This window comes from Pseudomonas sp. TE3899, from assembly GCF_056279105.1.
Genome location: NZ_JBWBQR010000001.1, coordinates 909,601 through 935,622, shown reverse-complemented (window position 1 = coordinate 935,622; position 26,022 = coordinate 909,601). Strand labels below are relative to the sequence as shown.

Sequence of the window (26,022 nt, the reverse complement as noted above, 5' to 3'; positions counted from 1 at the left end):
GGGTTTATGGACCGTGATAAATCACTTTAGTGCTGGGCACTTTTACATTCTATCTGCGCGTTCCATCGTCCTAACGACACCCAGTAGCCCTTTGAAATCGCCCATCTGTTATCGAGGTAATGGTGCCCCACTCTTGCGAACAATCTGCTGACGAAAAAAGCCTGCCGCGATTATTGCTCGATCTGCTGTGGCAACTCGCCGTGCTGCTGATCCCGATTTTCCTCGTGACAGTCATCCCGTTGTTGTGGGCCCTCGGTGTCGTGCTGGCGTGTGCGGCCCTGATGTGGCTGGCGTCGTGGGCGGGTTGGCTACGCGCCGGCCGAGGGCTTGCCCGGTTCATGACCTCCGCCGCCATCGGCCTGGGCTTTAACCTGGGCCGGGCGTTGCCAGCGTACTGGGACATCGCGGGGGCCGCCGTGGTGATGTTTGCCGGGCTGGCCTGCGTCAGTCATCTGGAGCGACGTTTGGGCTTTGCCGAGCCGACAAAGGCGAAGGCCAGGTCGACACCCCTGGCGTCGGGCCAGTCTTGCGGCGGCGCCAGTGCCTGGGGCGGCGGCGAGCCCCAACAGACACCCGAGGGCGAACCCATCCGCGTGTTCAACTACAGCGAAATCGCCATGGGCGGCCCCGTCCTGTGCGATTACCTGTTCCCCGATGGCGTGCTGCTCCAGAGTCTTGGGTCGTCGGCGCGTTTTTCCAACGACGGGCGTTACTTCGCCGCGCCTTTGCCCTCGCGCCAGGCTTGGGGTTTAGTGATTCTGGATCGGCAGGAGCGTGTGCTCTACCAATGTGCCTGCGATGAATTCTGGGAACTGGATGCCTTTAACGACGGCACCCTGACTGGGCGTTACAGCCCTTTGGTCGACAACGGCGGGCGGGCGATCAGCCTGGAGCAACTGCTGGCCACGGCTGAGCGGATCAGCCTGGTGCCGGTGGCCGACCTCTGGCTAGAACCGGGAACCTGGCAACACAACCTGGCGCGCGAAACGCTCCACCATACATCCCCCGATGGCCAGCACCGTCTGGACGCGAGTGCGGCCGTGCCCGCCAGTCTGCGCGACTTGCCGCAACCCTGCGACCCGCTGAGGTACCCGCAATACCGCGTGAGCCTCAACGGCGAGCTCACGTCGCTGCTGATCACGGCCGACACCGCCATCATCTGGCATGCCGATAGTCGCTCGTTCGCGTGCCGGGCACGGATGGGTGCCGAGCAAGCCCTCGATTACTGGCTCTGGCACGTGGACCGAGGCTGGCAAGCACTGCCCTGCCCGTGGATACCCGCTGACAACGAACCCTCCCTGGGCTGGAGCGAGCCGCTGGAACTGGACGACCACTGCCTGCGGTTGTCGTCCTACTTCGACTACCCGCAGCCTGATCACGGTCGTTATGGTTACGGCTTGTACAGCATTCACAGCGACTGTGAGACGCAGGTGGGCCACGCGCCGAACGGCCGGATGCAAGTCGCGGAGCGACAACTGACTCGCGTGCAGTTAGCTGTGCCGCTGGCGGGTGATGGACAGCGTGGCGCGACGAAGGTCGAGTCCGCGCCCTTGAGCGGTAAAACCCGCGCTCAATTCAGTTGGCAGCAAGACAACGGCCTGGGCCTCGGCGGCTATGGCTGTCGGATTGGCGACTGGGATTTGCCGGGGGTTTGGCAACTCGATCATCGGGTGTGCGACACCGGACGCTACATCGCCTTGATCCCGTTCACCCAGCCACCCGCCACTGCCGGTCATGTGGTGGTGGCCGACGCCCAGGAACGCCGGTTGCTGAACAGCCCCGCGCTGATGGTCGCCCGGGTGTTGGATTTCCGTGGACCGACACTCAGCGTGGCGGTGATTCGCGGTCGCCTCGATCAGGATCGGCAAGGCACACCGTTGCAGCGCTTTGACCAAGCAGCCCCCGCAGCGGACGATGGCGCGGCCTTCTGTGAGCATCGACCGGACTCGCGACTTTACTATGAGTGGTGCGAGCTGAATGTCACCCCGCAAGGCCTGACCGCCCTCCCCGACTGGCGTCTGGTCAATCAGCCACAGTCTGCCACCGCCGATGGCAACTTCATCCAGCCCGCACCGACGGACAAGGATGCCGCCTGGCTGTTCGGCTGTGAAACCGAATACGCCGACAGCTGGCTGCGCGTCCAGAGCCCACGCCTGGGCGGGCATTTGCTGACGGCCTCCGGTTGCGCCATCAGCCATCTCGCGCCCTCGATGATCTGGTCCGAAGACGCCCGTTATCTGGCCCTTACCCGTCTGCATACCGACGCCGACGATGACCACGACGGCCGATTGGCATGGCAGGTTCTGCTGCTGGATGTCCAGGCGCGAACCCTGAGGCAATCGACACAGCGGTTGCACAACCGTCCGCAGTTTGAAAGTTTTAAAGCGGAGGTCTTGAAGGTGCGGCTATTCCAGCGCGACTGGGAAGCCGAGAATGACAAAGACCGAGGCTCGATCAACGTGATGAAGCTGAGCGATCTGCTGGCACTCCCCGCCGAAGCCCTGTGCCCGTACGAGGGGCTGTGGCTGACAGAAGATCAACTGGCGGAGGCTGACGCGTGGCGTGCCTTGGGTGCGTCGGCGTTGAGTGATTGGCGCTAGTCAGATTCATCGAAGGGGCCGCCCCCCTTTTCTCTAAAAATGATCAAAAGGTATCAAGCAATGCCAGAAACTACTGACGATTCGTTCTATGACCGTGCCGACGCACATATCCACTTATCAAACGAGCAGCTCAAGGCCTTCGAAAACCTTGGCAAGGTCAGTGCATCGATGATGTTCGGCACGACCCGATTCAATGCCTGGGTGAGCGCTCGCGGCTTCAAATCCGGCGCTGAGATGGCTCAGGCTCGCGAGGCGATGTTGAGCTACTTCTGTGAGCAATACCGAATGATGCTCGAGGATAATCTCGACGACCACATCAACAACTTCACGCAATACATGGGTACGACGGACGTTTGATTGATCTGCCTTCATTTTTTTTCAGAAAATGGAGCTTCCCTTTTTCCTGGCGTAATGAGGCCCGCGTTTGGAGTGCGGTATCATCGGCCGTGGACCCGGATCTACTGGGCTCCTTCCCCTGATAAGGATCATCATGAACGACAACACCCCCCCTCTGCAGAATGCAGGTGACGCCGTGGCAGTTCCGATTGCAACGCCCGCGCAAGCAGATCAGCACGCTCAGCAGATGCCACCTGAACCGCCCGCAGAATCAGCACTCCCTGAGCAACCCACGCCAGCACCTGGCGCATCCGAATCGCCAACGTTGCTTGTTTCCAAAGAGGACAAGTTCGTTAACGCGGTTACCCCATGGGTTAAAAGTGCGCTGTACGTCGTTACGCTATCGGCCGTATGTTTTGCCGTATTTCTGAATTATAAGTTTGGCTGGGAAATAGCACTGGCTTACTCCTTCGCCGCCGGAAGCCTGATGCTGATCTGTTTTGGGTTAGTGCTCACGAGCCAGCGCGCACAGATACTCATCGCGATCAGCGGGATTGTGCTGACGGTCATAGGCGTAAGCGTCTTCAAGCCTTGGGAAGCCGGTCCGCATGACCCTAAAATCGGCCACGGTTTCGAGGCAGCTGGTTACAAGGTTGTAGGGCAAAATAATGAGCCATGCGTGTGGAATCTGGAGGAGAAGGTGCAGACCTACACTTGCTACTTGACGATAGAGCCGCTTGGAAAAAAAGGCGTCGCGCCGATAGCAGCAGATCCTCAACCTGAGGCAATGCCTCCATCGACGCCGTCTCCCGCCAAGGCTGGTTAATCCACTCAATCAGCGAATCGAGTGGTCTGACCGATAGCCCGGACGACCTCAATAAAAGCCCGCCCTGTGCGGGTTTTTTACGCTTGGGTGCTTCCCGCGACAATCAAGACCAGCCCCGGACAGCCCATGGAGTGTTCCCGTGTCGAGGCGAACCTTTAAGTTGCGGATATACTGCGCTTTCACTAGGGAAGGAAGTTTTACATGACGGCAGAGAAAGAAGACACCGGCTCATCGCTGATGAAGATGGTCGAGGCAATTGCTATCACGCCTCAGGATGCTCGCGTAGTGGTGGAACAATATAGAGCCCAGGCACGCAAATCGTTGCCTGAAGCCACAGACGAAAAAATCCAGAAACTTGTAACCGATAAGATCATCAGCCGATATTCCAAACTGGCCGCGACGTCCGGCGCTGCCACCGCAATTCCCGGTGCCATTCCAGGCATAGGAACAGCGGTCAGCATGATTGGAGGCGGGTTGGTGGACGTTTCAGTCTGCATGAAACTGCAAATCGACATGACGATGTGCCTGGGCATTGCCATCAATGACGGGATGTCCAATGAAGATGCGAAGCACATGTCTTACATCATCGCCTTGTACGGTTCTCTTGAGCAAATGGGCTCAGCCGGTGCCACAAAGATCGCCAGTAAGGCCGGTGTGCGCATGGTGAACCAATACCTCGCTGGCGCAACACTCGTTGCAATCAAAGAGTTTTTCAAAAAAATAGGCATCACCTTTACCCAAAAGGCCGTCGCCAAAGCTATCCCGTTCGGGGTTGGCATTATTATTGGGGGGAGCGCCAATTATGCTTTGACGAAATATGTTGGTAGCGCCGCTCGCGAAACTTTTTTGCTGGATACCGCTGAAAAAACCCAACCGACGGATTCAGTAACTTAAGACCACTTCCAGTTGTTGCAAAGAAAAGCGAACGACCGCTACGCAACCGAAGCCTGCGGTCGGCTCGCCCGGGATTGCAGGTGCCACTATCACCATCGCGGAAAATGCTTGGCGACCTGTGCGAGGCAAGCTGGCTTTCTATACCGCATAATCCGGCTTTCCGACGCGCAGCAGCTCCTTTTCAGAATACTCGCTAACCTTTCACTGATTGCAGCCGATGCCTCTAACTTAGGGCATTGGAGCAATACAGATGAGAAACAATCAACCAGTTACGCAGCGCGAGGTTGCCCTTGGACCTCAACAAAAACTCATCTCCACCACGGATGCACGAGGCGTCATCACGTACTGCAATGACGCCTTCGTCGAGATCAGCGGTTTCAACAAGACAGACCTGATCGGCGCCCCGCAAAACATCGTGCGTCACCCCGATGTACCGTCGGCGATCTTTGCCCATATGTGGGGCGCGCTGAAGCAGGGCAAGCCGTGGATGGGCATCGTCAAGAATCGCTCGAAAAACGGCGACCACTACTGGGTCAACGCCTACGTCACGCCGGTTTTCGAAGGCAGCCAGGTCGTGGGTTATGAGTCGGTCCGGGTCAAGCCAACCGCCGAACAGATCCGTCGCGCCGAAGCGCTCTACAAACGGATCAACCTCGGCAAGTCCGCCGTCCCGGCCAGTGATCAATGGCAGCCTGCCGTATTCGCCTGGCTTCCGGTGGTGACCATGGGCCTGGTGGGTGCGCTGGGTGGCGTGTACCTCGGCATGACGGAGGCGATCATCCTCGCGGTCGGGGTTTCAGTGCCGCTCGGGCTCTGGGTGTCGAGTCGCCAAAATCGTGGGGCGTTGCATCTGCTGGCGATGGCTGAAGCCTCCACCTCCGATGCGGTGCTGGCCAAAATGTACAGCGATGAACGCGGCCCTCAGGCACGCCTCGAAACGGCATTTGTCAGCCAGGCATCGCGGCTCAAGACCTGCCTCACCCGGCTGCAAGATACCGCTGAGCAACTGACCAGCCTCGCCGGCCGATCCGATGGCCTGGCCGCCGACAGCGCTCGTGGGCTGGACCGCCAACGCGTCGAGACCGAACAGGTGTCGACAGCGGTCAATCAAATGGCCGCCACCACACAAGAAGTCGCCAGCCATGTACAACGCACCGCCGACGCCACCCAGGAAGCCAATGTGCTGACCGGGCGTGGCCGCGATGTGGCCCGTGATACCCGCGAAGCCATTCAGCGCCTCTCGGTGGTGGTCGGTGAGACCGGGCTGACGGTCGCGCAACTGGCCAAGGACAGCAATGAAATCGGCACGGTGGTCGACGTGATCAAAGGCATCGCCGACCAGACCAACCTGCTGGCGTTGAACGCCGCCATCGAAGCCGCACGTGCGGGTGACATGGGTCGAGGCTTCGCTGTCGTCGCCGATGAAGTGCGTCAGTTGGCACAACGCACGACAGAGTCCACGACGCAGATCCATAGCCTGATTTCCAAGCTGCAGGTTTCGTCGAACAACGCGGTGAAGACCATGGAAAGCGGCCACCGACAGGCCGAAGAAGGCGTGGCGTGGGTGCTGGAGGCCGACAAGGCGCTGGTCGGTATCAGTGAAGCCGTGGCAAACATCACGGACATGACCACCCAGATCGCCGCCGCGACGGAAGAGCAAACAGCGGTGGCCGAGGAAATCAGCCGCAACATCACCACCATCGCGACGCTGGCGGATCAAACGTCGGAACAGGCCAGGCATTCGGCTGAATTGAGTAAGGAACTGACTCAGACCGCTAAAACCCAGTATTCGCTGGTTGAGCGGTTTAACCGGTAGTTTTTAGGTCAACACTGGAATTGTGGCGAGGGAGCTCCCTCGCCACAGGTTTTATGTTCGCCGTACCCTTTCCTTAACTTAAAGCCATGACGTCCTTGGCAGGCTATTAGTCTCTCGATGCTTCGCTCATTTGCGCCGCACCGCCACGCACTTGATCTCCACCAACAACCCCGGATGGGCCAACTCGCTGACGCCGATGCACGTCCAGGCGCAGTGTCCTTTGGGGAACATCCGATTTTTCACGTCCCGAAACACCGCCATATGCCTGGACATGTCCACGTGGTAAGTGGTCATGTCCACCACATCCTCAAACGTGCACCCGCCCGCCTCCAGCACTTGCGCGAGGTTTTCCCAGGCGCTGATGAACTGCTGCTCGGGATCCTCGATTACTTGCAAGTCAGGCGTGCGCCCCACTTGGCCGGCGCAGAACAACGTGTCGCCGACCTTGACCGCCGGGGCGTAACCCGCGCGTTCGACGATGGGGCGCATGGCCTCGGGAATGATGATTTCACGCTCAGACATTGCTGGGTCTCCGGTAGTTTATTTGACCAGCCGCTTTTCCTTGGAAGGTCGGTAGCCAAAGTACGAGCTGTAGCATTTGCTGAAATGACTCGGCGACACAAAACCGCAGGCCACCAGCACGTCGACCTGGGACAGTTCGGTGTGTTGCAGCAAACGCCGCGCTTCGGTGATGCGCAGTTCCATGTAATAGCGTTGCGGCGTGGTGCCCAGTTGTTCCTTGAACAGCCGCTCCAGTTGGCGGCGGGAACGGCCGGCGTACACCGCCAGTTGCTCCAGCTCCAACGGCTCTTCGAGGTTGGCATCCATCAGCTTCACCACCTCACGCAACGGCGCGCTCACGCAGATGTTTTCCGTCGGTTTGATCCGCCGGTAGCGCGACTCTTCGAACGCCAGAATGTCTTCGATACCCTCGACAAGAGCTTTGTCGTACAAGCCTTTGATCCAGTCCAGCGCCATGTGGAAGGCGCCGGAAGGACTGGACGCGGTGAGCCGGTCGCGATCAATCACAAAGGGCTCGCTGGTGACCTGCGCGGCCTTGGCAATTTCCGCCAATGCCGGGCGATGTTCCGGGTGGATGGCGCAGCGATAACCGTCGAGCAAACCCGCGGCGCCGAGGAACCACGCACCGTTCCACAATCCGGCCAGCATCACGTCATGGTCGGCTGCGGTTTTGAGCAAGTGGATCAGTTCATCGTTGGCTTTGAGTTCGGTGCGATAGCCGCCGCAGATGACCAGCAGGTCCAGGTCTTGAATCGCAGCAGCGTCGAACCGGGCATCGGGCCGAATAACCAGGCCCAGATCGCTGACGACCTCGCCTTCGTTCAAGCCGAATGTGCGGGAAGTGAACAACTTCGGTCGCAGCAGATTCGCGGTGATGATCGTATCCAGCGCCTGGGTAAACGCGGGTAGCGAGAAATGCTCGAGCAGCAAAAAACCGGCGCGAACCGATTGGCTGGTCTCGCTGGGTTGCTCATTCAGATAGCGAAGGTTTTTCCCCTTCATGCCTCCGCTGAATTGGCGTCGTTCGATCAAGGTCTGGGTCACTCGTTGTTATTAGCGAACAGGTGCGTTGATAAAGGCCATGCTAACCTCCAGCCGCATAAAAAGCCCTTCCCTCTTCGTCATTATGTGACTGATCAGTTCAATAAAAGGAGTTGGCGACATGGACGTTATCAATCAGATGCAGCCCGCCGAGTGTGCAGACATGGTGGACATCCGACGCGAAATCGATGCCCTCGATCAGGCCGTTATCAAGTTGTTGGGCAGGCGTTTCAACTATGTGCTGGCGGCGTCGAAGTTCAAGACATCCGCGACCTCCGTACGTGCCCCGGAGCGATTCAAAGCCATGCTGGAAATACGTCGGGAATGGGCCGCTGCCGAAGGCCTGAGCCCGGATGCCATTGAAAAGATGTACAGCGATTTGGTGCACCACTTCATTGCCGAAGAAATGAAGCATTGGGCGGCGCATCAATCGGAGACATGATTCGGCCGTCAAAAGCACCTGTAGGAACGAGGCTTGCCCGCGAAGAACGATAACGCGGTATGCCAGACCTGACGCCTTCCCCGTAGGAGCAAAGCTTGCTCGCGAAGAACGATGACGCGGTGTGTCAGACCTGACGCCATCACCGTAGGAGCAAAGCTTGCTCGCGAAGAACGATGACGCGGTGTGTCAGACCTGACGCCATCACCGTAGGAGCAAAGCTTGCTCGCGAAGAACGATGACGCGGTGTGTCAGGTCCGACGCCATCGCGAGCAAGCTTTGCTCCTACAGGTGTCGGGCCTGATTTGCGTTGTAGGAGCGAGGCTTGCCCGCGAAGAACGATGACGCGGCGTGTCAGACCTGACGCCATCACCGTAGGAGCAAAGCTTGCTCGCGAAAAACGATGACGCGGTGTATCAGACCTGACGCCTTCCCCGTAGGAGCAAGGCTTGCCCGCGAAAAACGATGACGCGGTGTGTCAGGTCCGACGCCATCGCGAGCAAGCTTTGCTCCTACAGGTGTCGGGCCAGATTTGCGTTGTAGGAGCGAGGCTTGCCCGCGAAAAACGATGACACGGTGTGTCAGACCTGACGCCATCGCGAGCAAGCTTTGCTCCTACAGGTGGTGGCGAGATTGCGTTTACAGGTCGGTGATTTCCTTGTGCTGCGGCACCAGCGCTTTCATCACGCTCCACGCCACCAGGTAGGCCAGTGCGCAGATGGCGAACATGATCATGTAACCGGTGTGAATGTCGTTGATCGATTTGTAGTAGTCGAACACCCAGCCGCCGATCTTGGTCATCACCACACCGCCCAAACCGCCGGCCATGCCGCCGATTCCCACCACCGAGGCCACGGTTTTTTGCGGAAACATGTCGGACACGGTGGTGAAGATGTTGCACGACCACGCCTGGTGCGCCGAGGCGCCAACACCGATCAGCAACACCGGCACCCAGAAACTGATGTAGCCGAACGGCTGCGCCAGCAACACCACCAGCGGGAACAGCGCGATCACCAGCATGGCTTTCATGCGACCGTCGTACGGCTTGTCGCCGCGCGCCATGAAGTAGCTCGGGAACCAGCCGCCGCCGATGCTGCCGACCATGGTCATGCTGTACAGCACGGCCAGCGGGACCACGATGTCCGGGCCTTTCATGCCGTATTGCGCCGACAGGTAGGTCGGCAGCCAGAACAGGAAGAACCACCACACGCCATCGGTCATGAACTTGCCAAAGGCAAACGCCCAGGTCTGACGGTAGGTCAGCAACTTGAACCAAGAGACTTTCTTGACCACTTCACCCGGTGTGGCAATCACTTGCACCGGTTCATCGCTGCGGATGTAAGCCAGTTCCGCCGCCGACAGGCGTTTTTGCTGCTCCGGTTTCTGGTACAGCGTGATCCACACCGCCACCCAAACGAAGCCCAGCATACCGATGACGATAAACGCCGCTTCCCAGCCCCACAGGCCAGCAATCAACGGCACGCAGATGGGTGCCAGGATCGCGCCGACGTTGGCACCGGAGTTGAAGATGCCGGTGGCGAACGAGCGTTCTTTTTTCGGGAAATATTCGGCGGTGGCCTTGATCGCGATCGGGAAGTTTCCCGCCTCGCCAATCGCCAGCACCGCCCGGGACAGCATGAAACCGGCAATCGAAACCGGAATGACCGCCAGGCCGAATGCGCTGCACACCGCCGCGATCCCCTCGCCCATCGGTACTGCAAACGCATGCATGATCGCGCCCGTCGACCAGATGCCGATGGCCACTACAAACGCGGTTTTGGTGCCGATCTTGTCGACCACACGACCGGCGAACAGCATGGAAATCGCATAGACAAACTGGAACACCGACGCAATGTTGGCGTAATCGGTATTACTCCAGCCAAATTCCGTCGACAGGCCCGGCGCCAGCAGGCTGAGCACCTGGCGGTCGAGGTAGTTGACGGTAGTCGCAAAGAACAACAGCGCGCAGATCGTCCAGCGGTATTTGCCTACGGCTTGGCCGACACGTTGCGCATTGATGGGCTCGTTCAGATTCATGGCATCACTTTATTATTGGATTAGGGTGATGAACTCTCGACAACCTTGTGAGAGTGCAGGTGCACGCTCTCCATGCCCGGCGGCTGGAGTTGGACCTGGGCACTGCTATGAGGCGTTGGGCGGGACGGTTGTTTGGGAGGGACCGGCTGCGTTAAGGCAAACAGTCAGGATCGAACCATGGGGAGCGGCATTCGGGGAGGCGAGAACGCAGGTTGGATTCATGATGGGGTCGACACTCTTTTTTATTTTTAGGGTTCAACAGCCGAGCTATCGTCTGTCGTCGTACAACTGTGCCTTTTATATCGAGGCCGATACCCGGCTGTCAATCTGAAAGATGGCCGTTCGTCATGACACAGTCCATTCGATTTTCAAGGAATACGATGGATGCAGGCGAGATCAGCAGGGTAATGTCATGGGCGAGTGGCCGATGGAAGGGGAAATGTCGTTGTACGACAACGTCAGCAGAACTCACAGCCTGCAATATTCATCAATGGATCGAGAATTGGCGCGAGGCTCCACATGGCTGAAGGGTCTGTCCGCCGGTCATTACCATTGAACTCTCGCGCCATGGACACCGTCCAGCGCGTCCTGAAACCCGCAATCTTCCCTTCAGAAATCAATAAGTAACAACGACCGAAAATGCTTTGAATTTTTTTCTGACGCCACCACTCCTTTATCTATGAGCATATGGAGGGGGCCTCATGAAGACTGGACTGTACATCATCGAATACAAGCTTCACGGACAGACGAAGTCCTTCATCATCCGCGCGCAGACCATGAGCAATGCCCAGGCCTGGCATTGGGCGAGTTGTGATGCGGGGATCGCGCCGATACCGAAACCCGGACGGCCGCCGCTCAAGGTCGTGTCCAAGCCCATGGCAGAAAAATACGGACTGACCGAGGTCAAGTGGAAGGAATCGGCGACGTTGAACTGGACGCAGGTATCGACGTGAGGCCGGCGCTGGCGCTGTCCAGGCAACCTGGTTGCCGTTCAGATGATCCGAACGCTGTCTTTTCGCAGAGAACAGGGCGACACCCTGCTGCTGCCCCACGATCCGTCATCGTTGACCATCACCGCTTCCCAGGGACCTGCGTCGCTCGTGATCTGCCGGTTCTGGTTCGATGCCAGCAGCTTCCAGGCCATGCTGTTCGCATTGCCGTGGCTGATCCACATCAAGCATCAGCCGCGCCTACAAGGCGTATTTCGGACGCTCGCCACGGAACGACAACAACCAAAGGCACGTTTGAAGGCAGCAATCCTTGTATTGATCTGCCAGAGCTTTCGCTCAAGGCTGCTTGCGATACATCCCCGTCAGCATGTCCTGGCAATCCGGCGCGGCGTTGTAGTTGATCACCGCAAAGTTTTTCACCAGTTGGAGGTGATACGGGCCGTGTAATTTGGACGCTTGCGGCTCGCGCACGATGATCAGGTTGTCGGCTTCCATCGGTACGATGTGATGCTCGGTCGCGATGTCCTTCAAGGTTGCGGCGTCTTTCAAGGTCACGGTGAATTCCGCCACTTCTCGGCCCTGGGCATCGCGGTCGGGCAGGATGTTCAAGTCCAGGTCGCCATCACGCCCGAGGAAGTCCCGGCGCATTTGGTAATGGCCGCTGCGCTGGTCGCGCTCGACTTCGCTGAGTTTGGTGTATTCCGGTTCACGCTGTTCATAGTGCAGCTGAATCGCCAGTTCGCGGTCGTCCCCCTTGGCGCCGCTGACCCAAGTGCCGATGTAGTTGTAGGGTTTGACCTTTTCCTGGGTAAGGCGCCAGATGCCCGTCTGACGCCCCTCGTCGGTGTATTCGAGAAGGCCGAAGTGGGTGTCGCTGGAGTCTTCCCGAACCCCCACCAGTTTGATCGGTTCGCCATTGCCGCCCTTGGTGTAGCGCACTTCGCCGATGATCACCTCGCCCTGCTGCTGGTACCAGAGTTCTACCGGGATCTTGCCATTGAGGGTCCCGGCGAGCATCTGTGGATCGTCGTTGACCGGTCCTTCCAGGCTCGGTTGTTCGTGCCACTGGCCGTCCTTCCATTCGCCGGTGGTACGCAGCATATAGCCACCAGGCATGCTGGAGTTTTCGCCAAACTCGGTCGCTGGCACGTCTTCCTGGGTGTACGTAGAAAGCTGCGCCAGCTCGCCGTCGTGCATTTTCCATTTCGTAAAGCGCATCCAGCAGCAGCCCCGGTCGGTTTGCGTATGCAGAATGCCGTCCTGCGGAGTGACCGAGAACATCCCGCCGCTGACGCCTTTCGCCATGTCGGTCAGCGCACGGTTGAGGACCCACTGGTGTTGCTGCGGGTCCTGCAGATAGATGTCGAACTGCGCCTCGTAGTCCTTTTCGGGATGGGTGCCGTTGCGAATCGCCAGATCCTGATGGCCATCGGAGTCGAAGTCGGCGAAGTACAACAAGCCTCCATTGCCGAGCAACTCGGGATCGGCTTTGCCGTCGCGTTCCCTGGGCACATTGCCGGCCTGAGTCTGCAATTGCTGCAGGGTTTGGAGGGTGTTTTTGTCGCGCACGGTGATGAGCGCTGGCATCAGTTGACGCGGTTCGCTCGGCGGCTCGGGGAACAGCACGTCGACCAGGTATTTCCCAGTCGGATCGTTGACCGCAAACGACAGCGGTTCGGCCACGGCCGGGGCCGCCAGGACCATGGAAAAGAGCACACCACTGACGAGCGAACGCATACAACGCTTCCTTGCGGTAAATTCGGGGCCGCCGTGTAGCGGCAAACGGGGGGGTTATCGAAAAAGTGGCCAGCCTTGAACCGGCGATTCACTCATCGGCATTGCAATCGACATCGCCTGCGCCCATGTGATCGAAGCCAGTCAACATCACCAACGTCAGCCCATTGGAGGGGTCAGCCTGGACACTGGTGTCCATGATGTTTTCCGGCAAGGCCCCCTGCTCCGCTTCGGATAAAGAATAGGCTTCGGCACGCGGCAACTTGAACGCCCTTCGGACCTCGACCTCGTTGAACGTGCCCTTGAGCACGAGCGTGACCTGTTGCAACTCCCCATGCTCCCAGCTCAGTTCCACGTCCTTCGCGAGCGGGTGAACCCGGGCAGCCAGGCGTGCGGGAAACTCGGGGCCTTCTGCGTAGGCCGCAGCGTTGGTGCACGGATCGCCCTGATTTTCGTAGCCTTTCAAGGCGCAGTTGAAGCGCTTGTCACGATGCCCCAGCGTCTTCTCCAGGTAGCAACCAAACGCGCTGGAAGACAGGCGCGGCCATGCCAATACGTCGACGCTGGCTGGCGGCAGGTCCGCAGCCAAGGCTTGATGGGTACAGGTAAACACTACGATGAAGGCGCACAACGAACGTAAAAGTGTCGCTGGCCGAGGGGATATGGAGGTCTTGAGCGAAGGGATAACCACGTTATTGCACCCTGCCTTTTTGAAGTAAGGGCCGTGATCAAAGAAATAACGCGGCGACTTCAGACGTTCCCAAATAACTGCGTGGCGCCTACTTCGAAAGTAGATGCCACGTGCATCAGTTCTACGCAGTGCGCTTAGTGCGCATTAAGCAGCGCGAAGACAGCAATCAATGCCCACAACACCGACACATATTGCATAGGCACAAAGAACAACGTGTTTTTCTTGCGAAAGACGACTTCGCCACCGGTGGCTGGATCAATGTAGGTTTTGCCCGGCTGGTTATTCAGTTTGTGGCCAACGAAGGCGTTGACGGCCGCGCCCACCAACAGACCGAAACCCAGACCGAACCCGCCGAAGAGCCCTACAAAAGGAATCATGCAGACCAACGGGATAATGATCGAAAGAACGCCCCATCCTTGCCAAATAATAAACATCACTCTTCCCTGATTCATTTTTGAGGCGCGCAATCTAACAACAAACAGTGGACGCAGCAACAAATTGAAACAGGTTGTCGGCAACTTGATGAATCATCGTTGAGCAATCACAGGCCGAGCCCTCAAGGGTCCACCTGCCCCATCATTTCAGCGACCGTTTCCTGGCGATTGGCATAACGCTGGGCCAACACTGCACACACCATCAATTGAATCTGGTGAAACAGCATCAGCGGCAAAATCAGCACACCCAAGGTGCTGCCCGCGAATAACACCTGGGCCATCGGCACCCCGGTCGCCAGGCTTTTCTTCGAACCGCAGAAGAGAATGGTGATGCGGTCTTCCTGATTGAAGCCGAAGACTTTGCCCAGCACGGTGGCTGCGACCAGTACCAACGCGAGGACGATGCAGCAAGCGACCACCAGCCCGGCCAGTTCCCACAGCGGAATCTGGTGCCAGATGCCTTCATTCACCGCCTCGCTGAACGCACCGTAGACCACCAGCAGGATCGAGCCCTGATCGACGAACTTCAGCCAACTCTTGTTGCGCGCCACCCAGTTGCCGACCCAGCGACGAGCGATCTGCCCAGCCACGAATGGCAGCAACAGTTGCACGCTGATTTTCAGGATTGCATCAAGGGTCGAGCCGCCATCGCCGTGCACATTGAGCAGCAACGTCACCAGCAGCGGCGTAAGGAAGATCCCGAACAGGCTGGACGCCGCCGCACTGCAAATCGCCGCCGGCACGTTACCCCGCGCCAGCGAGGTGAAGGCAATCGCCGATTGCACGGTGGCGGGCAGCGCGCAGAGGTAGAGCATGCCCATGTACAGGTCTTTGCCGATCAGCGGCGACAGCACCGGTTTGAGCGCCAGACCAATCAAGGGGAACAGGACAAAGGTCAGGCTGAAGATCAGCAAATGCAGGCGCCAGTGGCCGGCGCCGGCGATGATCGATTCGCGGGAGAGTTTGGCGCCATGCAGGAAGAACAGCAGGCCGATGGCAAGGTTGGTCAGCCAGCCAAAGCCGACCGCGACCTGGCCGCTGGCAGGCAGGAAACTGGCGAGAATCACCACGCTGATCAGGGTCAGGGTGAAGTTGTCGGGCAAGAAACGGGGACGGGTCATCTTCAGGTATCCGGGCGCCAGGAACAGTGTCGCCACTCTAGCGCGCCGCCCCATGACCGACTAACGCCAACAAGCCAGTAGATGTCGGCAAAAGGACATATATGCTTACATTAATCGGACCCGGCTCAGCCCAGGGTGGTAATCCCCGCCCGCCACCGCCCGCAAATACGCCGCATCCGCTTCGACGCGCAAGTCTCGCCACTCCTCCCAATTCACGATGCCTTGGCGATCCATTTCATCGGCCTGGCGCAGCAGCTCTTCATGGTAGGCATCGGGACATTCCATACGCAGCGTGCAGTTGTCGAGTGCACGGTGCCAGGCATCCAGCGCGTAGAGCCGCTGTTCTTGAGCCAGGGTCAGCAAGTTTTTGAATGATTTCATGACGGTATCCTGCAGAAGGAACTACACCGGTAGTCGTCGCGTGACGATCAGCTCAACGGCGGCAATTCGATCAACCTGCTCGTAACCCGACTCCAGCAATTCCTCGCCGAACACATCCGGGTCGAGTTCCCGGTACTGCCAGTCCAGCGCCGGGCGGTCCAGCGTCGCTTGCACTGACGCGAGAAACGGGTCCTGGCCATCCACAATGGCAACGCCGGTATACAGCACCAGCGACCCGCCGATGGACAACCGCTCAATCGATTCGCGCACGATCCGCACGGACAGGTCGGCGCCTAATGCATCACCGCCATGTCGATAGGCACGTTGCCGGGAATCCTTCATGTACGGCGGGTTGGCGACGATCAGGTCGAAGCGCCCTTCTACCTCGTTGAGCACATTGCTGACGTGACAGGCCAGGTTCTTCAAGCCTGCCAATTCAGCGTTGATCCGGGTGAAGTCGAGCGCCTTGGGATTGATATCGACCGCCAGGACTTCAGCCTGGGGACACGCCCGGGCGATGAGCATCGCGCCGGCGCCGGTCCCGCAGCCGATGTCGACCGCGCGCTGGATGTCGCCAACGGTTGAGCGCAAATGCCGTTCGATCGTTTGCGCAAAACGATAGGTATCGGGGCCGAAGAACACCGAATCTTCCTGGGTGGTCGGAAAGGCAGAATGCACCAGCAACAGGTTATCCAGCGACGACCATCTGACCGTGCTTTTGAGTCGCAGGTGGTCGCGTTCCAGCAGCCCAGCTTCGATCAACTCCTGCTCAACGTTCGAGGGCAGCAAGCCCGGCTCGAAGGGCCGGTTCCAGCCAAACGCATCACGCAATGTTTTGCCGATAGCGTTGCCCTTCCGCTCGTTGACCCGTTGATGAGTGACGGGTGTCGGCGTCACGAACCTGTAGTTGCTTTCGCGCAACCAATGGCCCAGTTGCAACACTGCCTGCTGTCCATTCATGCCGGTAGCCCCTTGATGTTCTCGCTCATCGCTTTGACGAACTCACGGGTGGCATAGAGCCCGGCCGGTGTCGCGTGCATGGCGGGACACATGAAATCCTTGAGCAACGACATCTTTTCACCGGGCGCACAGTGCTTGAGATCGCGGATCAACCCTTGCAGGTCCGGGTCGGTTTGCACGAGCGAAGTCGGGACTTCCAGTGCCCCGGAGGACTTGCCTCTGAACTGGAATCGAAAAGCGTTGGTCGCGCTTTCTTCGACCACCCGCTCGCCGGCAATCCAGTCCCAAAGCAGCTGTTTTTCATAGCCCGAAAACACCCCGAACATCGGCGCGCCTGCGCCATCGATCAAGGTCCAGAAGCGACTTTTGGCGGGGTCTTCATCGCGCTTGATCCAGCCTTTTTTCAGCAAGGCCTCAAGAAAAGCCGGGATCTGATCCGGCGTGCCCAACCACTCATTGATGGTCCGGCCTTCGAGACGGCAGTAGTCGGAATGCATGTGCTGGCCGAACGATCTTTTGCGTTCGAGCATGGCGATGACTTCCTGCTTCAGGTCGAAAGACTGGATGACCGCCGTCGAGCCAATCCCCAGTTCATTGAGCTTGTAGCCTTGCACGACACGCCGATAAAACTCATCACGCTCGGCCCCCATCGGCATCAGCGACAGCACGCTCTGGGCTGCCTTGCGCGCATGGCCGGTGCTGGCGTTGTCGATGGTCACGTGCAAGGTGAAATAGTGCGGATCAATGCCCAGTTCATTCAACTCGAACGAGGTGATCAGCAAGTGCAACGGCAACTGTTCATAGCCCAGGTTGTAGCCGATCACTTCAGGCAGAAACGCCGCGCCATGCTGCCCCAGCGCCAATTGGATAGCGCCCTGCACGTAATAATCATCCGCCAGCGAATAGCCGGGGTCGCAGTCCACATCGGCGATCAGTTTTTGATACAGCGCCACATGATTGAGCGCGGGGTCGCCGTCGCCCAACTCTTCCAGGTACGTGCGAATCAACCCATGAAACCGATAGTCCGCCCAATGCGGCAACAGCCCGTAAAGCCAGGCGCCGTCCACCCGTTTGGTCGGCGCGACATGCTGCAGGAAAAACATCGCATGACTGCGGCCGCTGAAAAATCGCCGGGGGCCGCCCGCATGCCGCTCTTGCAGGTACGCCGAATACTGCTCGGCAACCCTCGCCACACCCTGCTCGATCCAGCCTTCAAGTTGCTCCGGCGTGGTCGGCACCTCACCGTTTGCCTGGTCGGCGCGGGCCAGTTCTCGCTGCAGAAAATCGGTAACGTCGACCTGGCGTAATTTTTCGCTCGGTTGCATCAAGGCGTCATAGACGGTTTTTGCCGGATCGCCGTCGGCTACCGCAGGATGACCTATTGGCGTTCCTGTAAGGGTCTGAAGGGAGGTCATAGGTCCACCTGGCAGTGTCAAATCTCAAGGAATCCCGGCATTTCGCCGCTCTAATTCTTACGATTCACCTCGCTTCGGAACATTCATTTAATTTCACGGCTGTCCGGTGGACGGCCATATCTCCCTTGTTTTGCTCACTTCACCGGTTTCGATGTATTGAGCTTCACCGCCTCGCGAATCAACGCTTTCAACGCGGTTTCATTGATTTTTTCGCCCTTGCGAATATCGATGGCCCGCCGGGTGTTGCCTTCAAGGCTGGCGTTGAACAGGCCCGAAGGGTCTTCCAGCGACGCCCCCTTGGCGAAGGTCATTTTCACCACGGACTTGTACGTCTCGCCGGTGCAAATGATGCCGGCGTGGGACCACACCGGAACGCCCCGCCACTTCACTTCCTCGATCACGTCGGGGTCGGCCTTGTGGATGAGCGCGCGGACCTGCGCCAGGGTCTTGCCCCGCCAATCACCCAGCGCAGTGATGATCCCGTCGATTTGCGAAGAGGCCGCGCCGCGTTCCTCTGCATCCGTTTCCTGGTTCATGGTGGGCCTCGCTCGTGTGGGTTGCCGACTGTTGAGTATTGCCGACGCAGGATTTTTCTCCAGGCGCCACGACCGCTGGGCCTGTCGCCTCGCGCATCCCGCAACCTCGGCCGATAATTGCAACGTCGTGGGCTGCACACGTTCATCGAGGACCGAAAGATGCCGCTGACTCTTTACTACCATCCGCTCTCGTCGTTCTGCCACAAAGTGCTGACGGCACTGTACGAAAATGGCGTCGAGTTCGAGAAGAGGATCGTTGACCTGACCAACGAGGCCGACCGGGCGGAGCTTCAGGCGCTGTGGCCGATCGGCAAGTTCCCCGTCATCCATGATCACGCGCGCGAGCAGGATGTGCCGGAATCCACGATCATCATCGAGTACGTGGACCAGTGTTATCCCGGCCCGCATCGCCTGGTTCCGCAGGAGTGGGAGACCGCACTGGAGGCGCGTTTGTGGGACCGGTTTTTCGATCTCTATGTGCAGGGGCCCATGCAACGGATCGTGGCTGACCGCCTGTTCGCCGCCCATGGCGATTTGACCAAGGAACGCGCCCTGCTGACCACGGCGTACCAGATGTTGGAGCGGCGGATGGCGTCGAGAATCTGGGTCGCCAGCGAGGCGTTCAGCCTGGCCGATTGCGCGGCGGTCCCGGCGTTGTTCTACGCCAGTACGCTGGTGCCGTTCCCCAATGACTACGGGCACTTGAGCGCCTATTTTGAGCGGTTGATGCAGAGGCCGTCGGTGCAGCGGGTCATCGATGAAGCCAAGCCGTATTTTCAGTTTTATCCGTTTGCGGAGGCGATACCGTTGCGGTTCCGGTGATGCCGCCGCACCGCAAAACCAATTCGAATTGTAGGAGCGAGGCTTGCCCGCGAAAGCTATGTAACAGTCACCCTATCGGTTGGATGTTATGACGCCTTCGCGGGCAAGCCTCGCTCCTACAATTTTGGGGTGCTACTGAAAAGTCTCGAGGTAAGCCAGCAGGTTTTCGATCTTTTCCTGATCGCTGATGCCCCAGAAGATCATCCGGGTTCCGGCCACCACGCTTTTGGGGTGTTCGATGTACTTGGCCAGGGTTTCGCGGGTCCAGACCACACCGGAGGATTTCATCGCCTCTGAATATTGATAGCCCCCGGTGCTGCCAGCGGTGCGGCCGATCACACCGTTGAGCACGGGACCAAAACCCGGTCGCGCCGATTCGCCGACTTGATGGCAGCCACCGCAGGTGCGGGTGAACAGTTTCCCGCCCGCTTCGGCATCGCCGGCCGCGTGAGCCCCGTTGCCGAACAATCCTGTGGTGAGCAATAAAGCGATAGTCAGTACGCCAGCCTGGTTCATATAGCGGCTCTCGAAAAAACGAGCGGCTATTTCATCACGACCGGCGCCCGGACCGAAGCATCATTTACGCGCCAATTTGTAGCGCACGCAGTCCTCATAAAAACTCTTGCGGATCGCTTCCGGCTTGAACCGCGACTTGCTGTCATAGGTTTGTTCGGTAATGCCCATGGCCATCATGTGCATCCACGGTTTGTTGAACTTGTAGACCTGGATCTTCTGGCGGGCGGCATACAGCGAAACACCTTGCAGTTTCAGCTCCTGAGCCCTGGCCGCCGTCCCCGCGCCCCAGCTGCACATGTACCGATCATTGGGCTTCAGCTCTTTGGCCTCGACCGCGACGGCAACGCTCGCCAGGGCCAGCGAGATCACTAGATTGCGCAATTGAATGTCACCTAACCATCTGAAAGTGCGGCGATTCTGGCGATTAGTCGAGGGTTTGGGGGCCAGCAAAATGCCTTATCTGCCAATGCCAAATCCGTACCCTCACCTACACTTGCTTCCCGTGCATGGATGACTCCAATAACGGTCGACAAATGAGGCCCCGATGACAAAAACAAAAACACTGATTGGGCTAATGGCCATGTTGCCGGCAATCACCGTTCAAGCGGATGACGGCGGTATCAGCTTCTGGCTGCCCGGCCAGTTCGGTGCACTGGCGGCGGCGCCGACCGAGCCGGGCTGGAGCATGCCGCTGATTTACTACCATGTCAGCGCCAGCGAGGGCGGGAGCAAGCTATTTCCACGGGGCGGCCGCACCACCGTGGGGCTGGATGCGAAAGCCGATTTGCTGTTCGCCAGCCCCACCTACACCTTCGCCGAACCGCTGCTGGGTGCCCAAGCGGCGGTGTCGATGGTCGCCGCCGTGGGCCGGTCCGAGGCCAGTGTCGATGCCACGTTGACTGGCCCGCGCGGGCGGACCTTTTCCGGGGGCACGGACGATAGCCTCAAGGGCGCGAGTGACCTTTATCTGCTGGGCACGTTGAAGTGGAACCACGGCGTGCACAATTTCATGGCGTACAGCATGGGCAACCTTCCCGTCGGCGCCTACGACCCGGATCGGCTGGTCAATACCGGGCTGGGCCATGCCTCGATGGATGCGGGGGGCGGCTACACCTACTTCGACAAAACCAACGAGTTTTCCGCCGTGGCAGGCATGACTTACAACTGGGAAAACACCGATATCGATTACAAAAACGGCATCGACGCCCACCTCGACTTGAGCGCTTCGCACTTCATCACCAGCCAGACCCACCTGGGCGTGGTCGGCTACGTTTACCATCAGGTCACGGGGGACAGCGGCAGTGGCGCCACCCAGGGTGACTTCAAATCCAAGGTCAGTGCGGTCGGGCCACAGGCCGGGCATTTCTTCAAGGTTGGCAAAGCGCTGTGGTACGCCAATCTCAAGGGTTATTACGAGTTCGATGCCGAGAACCGTGCCGAGGGCTGGAACACCTGGGTGACGTTGGTGGTGCCGCTATAGGGGCGGCGGCTCGGGGCTGATCGTCGAATTGGGTGGTGGCTGACAGGGCCTTTTCGCGGGCAAGCCTTGCTCCTACAGGGATGGGTGGTGACACGCTCTCCCCCGTAGGAGCAAAGCTTGCTCGCGATGGCGGTTTCACATCCAGGATTGAAGGTGCCTGACGCACCGCTTTCGCGAGCAAGCTTCGCTCCTACACAGGATCTGCTCGCGACAAATTGCCCAACGGTTTCAGGTATTGGTCTTCAGCTTGTTCCAAAGACGCGTGGTCAACCGCGCGATGGCCGGCGGCAGGTCTTCGACGGTGAACAGTTTTTTCAGGACCTTTTTCGGCGGGTAGATCGCCGGGGCTTGCTTCACGTCCGGGCTGACCCACTCGTCCGCCGCCAGGTCCGGCGAGACGTCGAGGTAAACGCGGTCATGACCTTTTTCCATCGCCCGGGTTTTCACCGCCTCAACCAACCGAGCGACCACGCCAGAACCGCGTGCGGCGGGTTCAACCCACATGCCAATCAGGTTGAAGCGATTCGCCTGGCTGACCCCGGCTCCGATCATGCCCACGGGTTGATCGTCCTTGAGGGCCAGCCAGAATTGCGTTCCCGTGGACGAAGCGCGCTCTTTCCACTGGTCGTCCGTGTAATTGGCCGCCGTTTGGTAACTCACGCCAAACGCTGTCGGCGCGTCCAACAGCGCGGCAAGACGGATTTGCTTCAATAGCCGCCAGTCCTTTGTTTCCGTCAGACGAATGTTCATGACCTTCCTTGGTAAATAGCGAAACCTCATCGTCCCCTAAGAATGATGAAGGGGAACATGAGGGGGCGCTGTGCCACCACAACTTGAAGAAAATTTCCGAAGACCTTGCATCAAAAAATTTGAACCGCTTTTGGACGCGCTCGCCTAATGATCAGCAGGTGGGTAATCCCACAGGCAATTTGCCAATACCAACAGACTCCGAGAGGTGGTCAACGTGGCTAAAGACGAGAAGAAAAGCAAAGGTGAGTCTTCAAAAGCCAGCAAGGAATTGAAGGACAAAAAATCATCACCGGCAAAAAAATCAGCTGCGGCGTCGGCTCTTTCGAAATCTTCCGACAAGAAAGACAAGAAAAAAGATGCCGAACCAAAGAAATCTGCAAAAAAAGCTGATAGCAAGCCAGACAAGGCTAAGAAATCAGAGAAGGCCGATAAGCCGGCGAAAAAGAAAAAGTGACATCTGCTAGGGCTTTACGCCCTAGCTTCCTAATGCCGTGTTGCGGCTGTCGGCGATTCAGCCGATATCGACGTTCATGGCGATGTCCCAAGTGCCGGCGCCGTTTTTCGCCAGGCCGATCATCATCAGGCCGAGCGCCTCGAGCGTCTGGGCCATGTGCAGGCCACCGACATCCAACGGACGCAGCCCGAGACTTTCGATGAACGTCGAGACGCGCGCCTTGACCTGCGGATCGTCGGCCGCGATGAACGCGTCGAGGGGGCCTCCCTTGGCAAGGACGTGGCCGAAGAGGGTGTTGAATGCCTTCACGACATGCGCGCTGGCGGGAGCGACCTTGGCGATCTCTTGCGCACCCGAACTGCCGGCGGGAGAGACGAGGCCCGTGAGGTCCGGAGAGGCTGTGTTGGTGATGTCGATGATCACCTTGCCGTCGAGCTCGTCTCCATACTCGGCCACCACCGACGCCGCACCGGTGTATGGCACGGCGAGGATGACGATGTCGCCGGCCGGCGCAGCCCCATACGTCCCTGTGGTCGCTCCGGCCGCAAGCTTATCGACCAGCGCCTGCGCCTTGGCGGGGTCACGGCTCATCACCTCAACGGCATGTCCAGCTCTGGCGGCACGACCGGCGATCGCCGCAGCCATGCCTCCTGAACCGATAATGCTGATAGTGCTCATGTGCAGTCTCCTCGTGAATTAGGGTATTGCTCATTGATGTCCGCCGGGCCAGTTGCGACCCGGCAGCCTGCCGAACTCAACCGGCCGGGAAGTAATGGCCGTTGTCGAGGTCCTCGAGCAGGCCGGGCTGAACAGGCTCCCAGCCGAGGGTCTGGCGGGTGATGAGGTTGGACGCCGGGAGGTCCAGCGTGACCAGATTCGCGAGGAATCCAAAGTATCCCGGCAGCATCAGTACGTCCGCGGGAATGCTCACGGCCGGCACGCCCAGTCGGCTACCAATGGCCTCGGCGATCTCGCGGAACCGGAAGCCCTCACTCTCGACCCCGTGCCAATATTTGCCAGCCTCACTCTTCTCCAGCGCCAGGCGGAACAAGACGGCGAGGTCACGGGCGTGCACGGCCGGCCACAGGTTCGCGCCTTCTCCCGGATAACCGATGACGCCCTTTTCCTTCGCCAGCCCGATCAACAATGGAAGGAAGGCGACGTCGGTCGTGCTGTGCGCGATCGTAGGAATTCGCACGATCGCCGACCGCACGCCCCGCTCAGCCAGGCCGATCACGGTGGTTTCGACGATGTTGCGAACCCGCAAGGTCCCCTTGTACGCATCGCCGCCGGGAAGTGATGGGTCTTCCTCGGTGGCGGGTCGGCCCAGGTTTTCCCACCCGGGCGCGCCGATGCTCCCCGAGACGATCAGCGGCTTGCCGCTTCCAGCCAGTGCCTCGCCGTACGCGAGCATGATTTGGAGTTCCGCAGCGGCGACGGCGTCGATCCCGCCAGTGGGAAGCAGGTCTTGCCGGTGCGCGACGTGGATAACGCCGTCGGCGTCCGCCGCCGCAGCCTTGAGCCCCTCGAGGTCGGAAATATCCCCGCGACGCACCTTGGCGCCGAGTGCGATCAGCGCAGCCGCGGACTTGTCGGACCGGGCCAGGCCGGTGACTTCGTGGCCGGCGGCGATGAGCTCGGGGATGATGTAAGAACCGATATGGCCGGTTCCGCCAGTGACTAAAACGTGCATGTTACGACTCCATATGCGTGATGTGATGCGAGAAGTGGTTCACCGGGAACGCTCAGCCGAGATGGCACTCATTCAACGTACGATCCATGCTGGTCGCTTTACTTGCAAAAAGCAAGTGATCTGCCGGGTTTACTTGCGACATGCAAGCAATGCTAAGATCCCGCCATGAAGACAACTCTTAAAGAAGACTTTCGATCCCACTGCGCGGTGAACTACGGCGTGGAGATTTTCGGCGACCGGTGGTCGCTCTTGATCATTCGCGACATCGTTTTTGTAGGAAAGAAAACGTATGGCGATTTCCTGAAATCGGAAGAGGGAATCGCGACCAATGTCCTTGCTTCCCGACTGGCCTTTCTTGAGAAGCAAGGCGTCCTCGCGAAGGCGCCCAGCCCCGACGACAGGCGCAAGGACTTCTACACCTTGACCGAGAAGGGTCTGGACCTCATTCCTATTGTGATCAACATTGTGCTCTGGAGCGCGAAGCATGATTCGGAGTCGTACGTGCGACGCCAGGAGGATCTGGTTGCTCGATTCAGTCAAAACCCCATGCAGGCGAGCGAGGAAGTGAAGGCGCTGGTCCGCAATGGCGGGTGCCTTTTTCCTGAGGGTGGGAGATGAACAAGGCGGCGAACGCGCCTTTTCACGGCGCGTAAATGAGTGGGTATCGGTCCTGATGACTCAGGGCCTTGGGCTCGCGACCCTTTCTGAGGCCCGCGCCAATGCTTGGGTGTCGACGTACTCGCGAATGTTCGTCAGCTCGCCATTGCGCACAGTGATGGCGAAGACAAAATAGTCCTCGAACGTCCGGTTCGTGGCTTTGACTTTCCCCGTCGCAAAGCCGACAACCAGAACCCGGTCGCCCTGCGCTACAAACTCGGGGGGCTCCATGGATGTTTCCAGTTCTGCGGATGCCTTCTGAAGCATGTCCGCCAATCCCGCGTGCCCGCGGTATGTGCCGGCCAGCGGCCAATCCTCCCCCGGAATGATCCACTCGAAATCTTCGGCACACAACGCCAGCAGACGTTGCCTATCGCCGCCGCCCATTGCTGCAAAAAAGTCCTTCACAGCCTGGATATTCTCTTGAATGCTCATAAAGACGTCTCCATTGCGCTTGCATCGGATTGCGTGGTGGCGGTCATTCAGCCGGGGACGAGGCCAAGTTGTTGCTGCATCGCGCAAGCCTCGTTGTAGCAATGGAAAGAAATGACCTTCCCGCCTTCGAGGTGAAAAACATCGCATGACGGAACATCTATCTTCTTGCCCGTGGGAGCCAGGGTCCCTGAAGGAAGAGGCAGATCACCTTTGTGCGTGCCGCGAATCGCGAGTTCGACAACAACGACGTCTCCCGCAACATGGATGTTAAATATCTCACGGTGAACATCGGGGAACGCACTGACCATAGCCGCGATAGACTCACCAATGGCCTTCCCGCGAAACTTCATGCCGGATGCCATATCCCACATGTACCCTTCCTCAGAGAACATGGAAACAAACTTCTCGATATCCGTTCCTTGCCCTTCCGCGGCGGCGCAGAGCTCTCTGACTATTTTTTCATTATCAAGCATCATCATTCC

30 protein-coding genes and 1 pseudogene are annotated in these 26,022 nt (G+C 58.9%); 12 read left to right on the top strand and 19 right to left on the bottom strand.

Annotated features, from left to right (window positions below; all coding sequences use genetic code 11):
- Positions 1–119: 119 nt before the first annotated feature.
- The 6 genes and pseudogenes from ACZ89E_RS04295 (at position 120) to ACZ89E_RS04270 (ending at position 6,472) form a co-directional block, all read left to right on the top strand.
- The gene (locus tag ACZ89E_RS04295) at positions 120–2,600 is read left to right on the top strand and encodes a hypothetical protein (RefSeq protein WP_476254930.1); all 2,481 of its coding nucleotides are present in this window, start codon (positions 120–122) and stop codon (positions 2,598–2,600) included.
- Between the two features lie 60 nt (positions 2,601–2,660).
- Positions 2,661–2,957, top strand: coding sequence for a DUF3144 domain-containing protein (locus tag ACZ89E_RS04290; protein ID WP_463257768.1), 297 nt, complete (start codon positions 2,661–2,663; stop codon positions 2,955–2,957).
- Positions 2,958–3,090: 133 nt separating this feature from the next.
- Positions 3,091–3,762: a hypothetical protein gene (locus tag ACZ89E_RS04285; RefSeq protein ID WP_476254929.1), complete on the top strand. Its 672-nt coding sequence runs from the start codon at positions 3,091–3,093 to the stop codon at positions 3,760–3,762.
- 201 nt (positions 3,763–3,963) lie between these two features.
- On the top strand, positions 3,964–4,656 hold the full coding sequence (locus ACZ89E_RS04280) for an EcsC family protein (protein WP_463257770.1): 693 nt from the start codon (positions 3,964–3,966) through the stop codon (positions 4,654–4,656).
- 250 nt (positions 4,657–4,906) lie between these two features.
- Positions 4,907–5,179, top strand: a pseudogene (locus ACZ89E_RS04275) (PAS domain-containing protein); the annotation flags it as partial.
- Between the two features lie 201 nt (positions 5,180–5,380).
- Complete coding sequence (locus ACZ89E_RS04270) at positions 5,381–6,472, top strand: methyl-accepting chemotaxis protein (RefSeq protein ID WP_463260627.1); 1,092 nt, start codon at positions 5,381–5,383, stop codon at positions 6,470–6,472.
- 126 nt (positions 6,473–6,598) lie between these two features.
- Here the strand turns inward: ACZ89E_RS04270 and ACZ89E_RS04265 are convergent, their stop codons facing one another.
- The gene (locus ACZ89E_RS04265) at positions 6,599–6,994 is read right to left on the bottom strand and encodes a RidA family protein (RefSeq protein WP_149659767.1); all 396 of its coding nucleotides are present in this window, start codon (positions 6,992–6,994) and stop codon (positions 6,599–6,601) included.
- A gap of 18 nt (positions 6,995–7,012) precedes the next feature.
- Positions 7,013–8,026, bottom strand: coding sequence for a GlxA family transcriptional regulator (locus ACZ89E_RS04260; RefSeq protein ID WP_178129154.1), 1,014 nt, complete (start codon positions 8,024–8,026; stop codon positions 7,013–7,015).
- A 130-nt stretch (positions 8,027–8,156) separates the two neighbouring features.
- Between ACZ89E_RS04260 and ACZ89E_RS04255 the strand changes: the two genes are divergently transcribed.
- A complete protein-coding gene (locus ACZ89E_RS04255; RefSeq protein ID WP_463257771.1) occupies positions 8,157–8,477 on the top strand; it encodes an isochorismate lyase in 321 nt (106 codons plus the stop codon).
- Between the two features lie 636 nt (positions 8,478–9,113).
- On the opposite strand, the gene ACZ89E_RS04250 is transcribed toward ACZ89E_RS04255, so the two are convergent.
- Positions 9,114–10,511: an MFS transporter gene (locus ACZ89E_RS04250; protein WP_149659770.1), complete on the bottom strand. Its 1,398-nt coding sequence runs from the start codon at positions 10,509–10,511 to the stop codon at positions 9,114–9,116.
- A gap of 701 nt (positions 10,512–11,212) precedes the next feature.
- Here ACZ89E_RS04250 and ACZ89E_RS04245 point away from each other — a divergent pair.
- On the top strand, positions 11,213–11,464 hold the full coding sequence (locus ACZ89E_RS04245; RefSeq protein ID WP_476254928.1) for a DUF6555 family protein: 252 nt from the start codon (positions 11,213–11,215) through the stop codon (positions 11,462–11,464).
- Between the two features lie 38 nt (positions 11,465–11,502).
- Here the strand turns inward: ACZ89E_RS04245 and ACZ89E_RS04240 are convergent, their stop codons facing one another.
- The 9 genes from ACZ89E_RS04240 to ACZ89E_RS04200 form a co-directional block, all read right to left on the bottom strand.
- Entirely contained in the window at positions 11,503–11,655 is a 153-nt protein-coding gene (locus ACZ89E_RS04240; protein WP_178129155.1) for a hypothetical protein, read from the bottom strand.
- 142 nt (positions 11,656–11,797) lie between these two features.
- Positions 11,798–13,198: an XAC2610-related protein gene (locus ACZ89E_RS04235; protein WP_476254927.1), complete on the bottom strand. Its 1,401-nt coding sequence runs from the start codon at positions 13,196–13,198 to the stop codon at positions 11,798–11,800.
- 88 nt (positions 13,199–13,286) lie between these two features.
- Positions 13,287–13,886 carry a hypothetical protein gene (locus tag ACZ89E_RS04230; RefSeq protein WP_476254926.1) on the bottom strand — a complete coding sequence of 200 codons (600 nt, stop codon included), beginning with the start codon at positions 13,884–13,886 and terminating at the stop codon, positions 13,287–13,289.
- 134 nt (positions 13,887–14,020) lie between these two features.
- A complete protein-coding gene (locus tag ACZ89E_RS04225; RefSeq protein ID WP_149659775.1) occupies positions 14,021–14,320 on the bottom strand; it encodes a hypothetical protein in 300 nt (99 codons plus the stop codon).
- A gap of 122 nt (positions 14,321–14,442) precedes the next feature.
- On the bottom strand, positions 14,443–15,441 hold the full coding sequence (locus ACZ89E_RS04220; protein WP_149659776.1) for a bile acid:sodium symporter family protein: 999 nt from the start codon (positions 15,439–15,441) through the stop codon (positions 14,443–14,445).
- A 105-nt stretch (positions 15,442–15,546) separates the two neighbouring features.
- Complete coding sequence (locus ACZ89E_RS04215) at positions 15,547–15,822, bottom strand: hypothetical protein (RefSeq protein WP_476254925.1); 276 nt, start codon at positions 15,820–15,822, stop codon at positions 15,547–15,549.
- A 21-nt stretch (positions 15,823–15,843) separates the two neighbouring features.
- Complete coding sequence (locus tag ACZ89E_RS04210) at positions 15,844–16,782, bottom strand: methyltransferase (protein WP_476254924.1); 939 nt, start codon at positions 16,780–16,782, stop codon at positions 15,844–15,846.
- Positions 16,779–18,197, bottom strand: a complete 1,419-nt coding sequence (locus ACZ89E_RS04205) for an iron-containing redox enzyme family protein (protein WP_476254923.1) — start codon at positions 18,195–18,197, stop codon at positions 16,779–16,781. The genes ACZ89E_RS04210 and ACZ89E_RS04205 overlap by 4 nt, the downstream gene beginning before the upstream one ends.
- Before the next feature lie 134 nt (positions 18,198–18,331).
- Complete coding sequence (locus ACZ89E_RS04200; protein WP_476254922.1) at positions 18,332–18,733, bottom strand: DUF1801 domain-containing protein; 402 nt, start codon at positions 18,731–18,733, stop codon at positions 18,332–18,334.
- Positions 18,734–18,892: 159 nt separating this feature from the next.
- Here ACZ89E_RS04200 and ACZ89E_RS04195 point away from each other — a divergent pair, with 159 nt between their 5' ends.
- Positions 18,893–19,555: a glutathione S-transferase family protein gene (locus ACZ89E_RS04195; RefSeq protein ID WP_476254921.1), complete on the top strand. Its 663-nt coding sequence runs from the start codon at positions 18,893–18,895 to the stop codon at positions 19,553–19,555.
- Between the two features lie 132 nt (positions 19,556–19,687).
- Here the strand turns inward: ACZ89E_RS04195 and ACZ89E_RS04190 are convergent, their stop codons facing one another.
- Both ACZ89E_RS04190 and ACZ89E_RS04185 read right to left on the bottom strand, forming a co-directional pair.
- Positions 19,688–20,071, bottom strand: coding sequence for a c-type cytochrome (locus ACZ89E_RS04190; RefSeq protein ID WP_476254920.1), 384 nt, complete (start codon positions 20,069–20,071; stop codon positions 19,688–19,690).
- Between the two features lie 60 nt (positions 20,072–20,131).
- Positions 20,132–20,458: a hypothetical protein gene (locus ACZ89E_RS04185; protein WP_372242351.1), complete on the bottom strand. Its 327-nt coding sequence runs from the start codon at positions 20,456–20,458 to the stop codon at positions 20,132–20,134.
- Positions 20,459–20,615: 157 nt separating this feature from the next.
- On the opposite strand from ACZ89E_RS04185, the gene ACZ89E_RS04180 reads away from it, so the two are divergent.
- Entirely contained in the window at positions 20,616–21,551 is a 936-nt protein-coding gene (locus ACZ89E_RS04180) for a SphA family protein (RefSeq protein ID WP_476254919.1), read from the top strand.
- Between the two features lie 228 nt (positions 21,552–21,779).
- Here the strand turns inward: ACZ89E_RS04180 and ACZ89E_RS04175 are convergent, their stop codons facing one another.
- Positions 21,780–22,301, bottom strand: coding sequence for a GNAT family N-acetyltransferase (locus ACZ89E_RS04175; protein WP_476254918.1), 522 nt, complete (start codon positions 22,299–22,301; stop codon positions 21,780–21,782).
- 205 nt (positions 22,302–22,506) lie between these two features.
- On the opposite strand from ACZ89E_RS04175, the gene ACZ89E_RS04170 reads away from it, so the two are divergent.
- A complete protein-coding gene (locus ACZ89E_RS04170; RefSeq protein ID WP_149659785.1) occupies positions 22,507–22,755 on the top strand; it encodes a hypothetical protein in 249 nt (82 codons plus the stop codon).
- A 57-nt stretch (positions 22,756–22,812) separates the two neighbouring features.
- Here the strand turns inward: ACZ89E_RS04170 and ACZ89E_RS04165 are convergent, their stop codons facing one another.
- Together ACZ89E_RS04165 and ACZ89E_RS04160 are read right to left on the bottom strand one after the other, a co-directional pair.
- Positions 22,813–23,433, bottom strand: coding sequence for an NADPH-dependent F420 reductase (locus ACZ89E_RS04165; protein WP_476254917.1), 621 nt, complete (start codon positions 23,431–23,433; stop codon positions 22,813–22,815).
- Between the two features lie 76 nt (positions 23,434–23,509).
- Positions 23,510–24,448, bottom strand: coding sequence for an SDR family oxidoreductase (locus tag ACZ89E_RS04160; RefSeq protein WP_476254916.1), 939 nt, complete (start codon positions 24,446–24,448; stop codon positions 23,510–23,512).
- A gap of 165 nt (positions 24,449–24,613) precedes the next feature.
- Here ACZ89E_RS04160 and ACZ89E_RS04155 point away from each other — a divergent pair, with 165 nt between their 5' ends.
- On the top strand, positions 24,614–25,066 hold the full coding sequence (locus tag ACZ89E_RS04155; RefSeq protein ID WP_149659787.1) for a winged helix-turn-helix transcriptional regulator: 453 nt from the start codon (positions 24,614–24,616) through the stop codon (positions 25,064–25,066).
- A 60-nt stretch (positions 25,067–25,126) separates the two neighbouring features.
- Here ACZ89E_RS04155 and ACZ89E_RS04150 read toward each other — a convergent pair whose 3' ends face one another.
- Both ACZ89E_RS04150 and ACZ89E_RS04145 read right to left on the bottom strand, forming a co-directional pair.
- Positions 25,127–25,540 carry a nuclear transport factor 2 family protein gene (locus ACZ89E_RS04150; protein WP_476254915.1) on the bottom strand — a complete coding sequence of 138 codons (414 nt, stop codon included), beginning with the start codon at positions 25,538–25,540 and terminating at the stop codon, positions 25,127–25,129.
- Between the two features lie 47 nt (positions 25,541–25,587).
- Positions 25,588–26,016 (bottom strand): nuclear transport factor 2 family protein, encoded by a 429-nt coding sequence (locus ACZ89E_RS04145; RefSeq protein ID WP_476254914.1) that lies wholly within the window; start codon positions 26,014–26,016, stop codon positions 25,588–25,590.
- Positions 26,017–26,022: the final 6 nt, after the last annotated feature.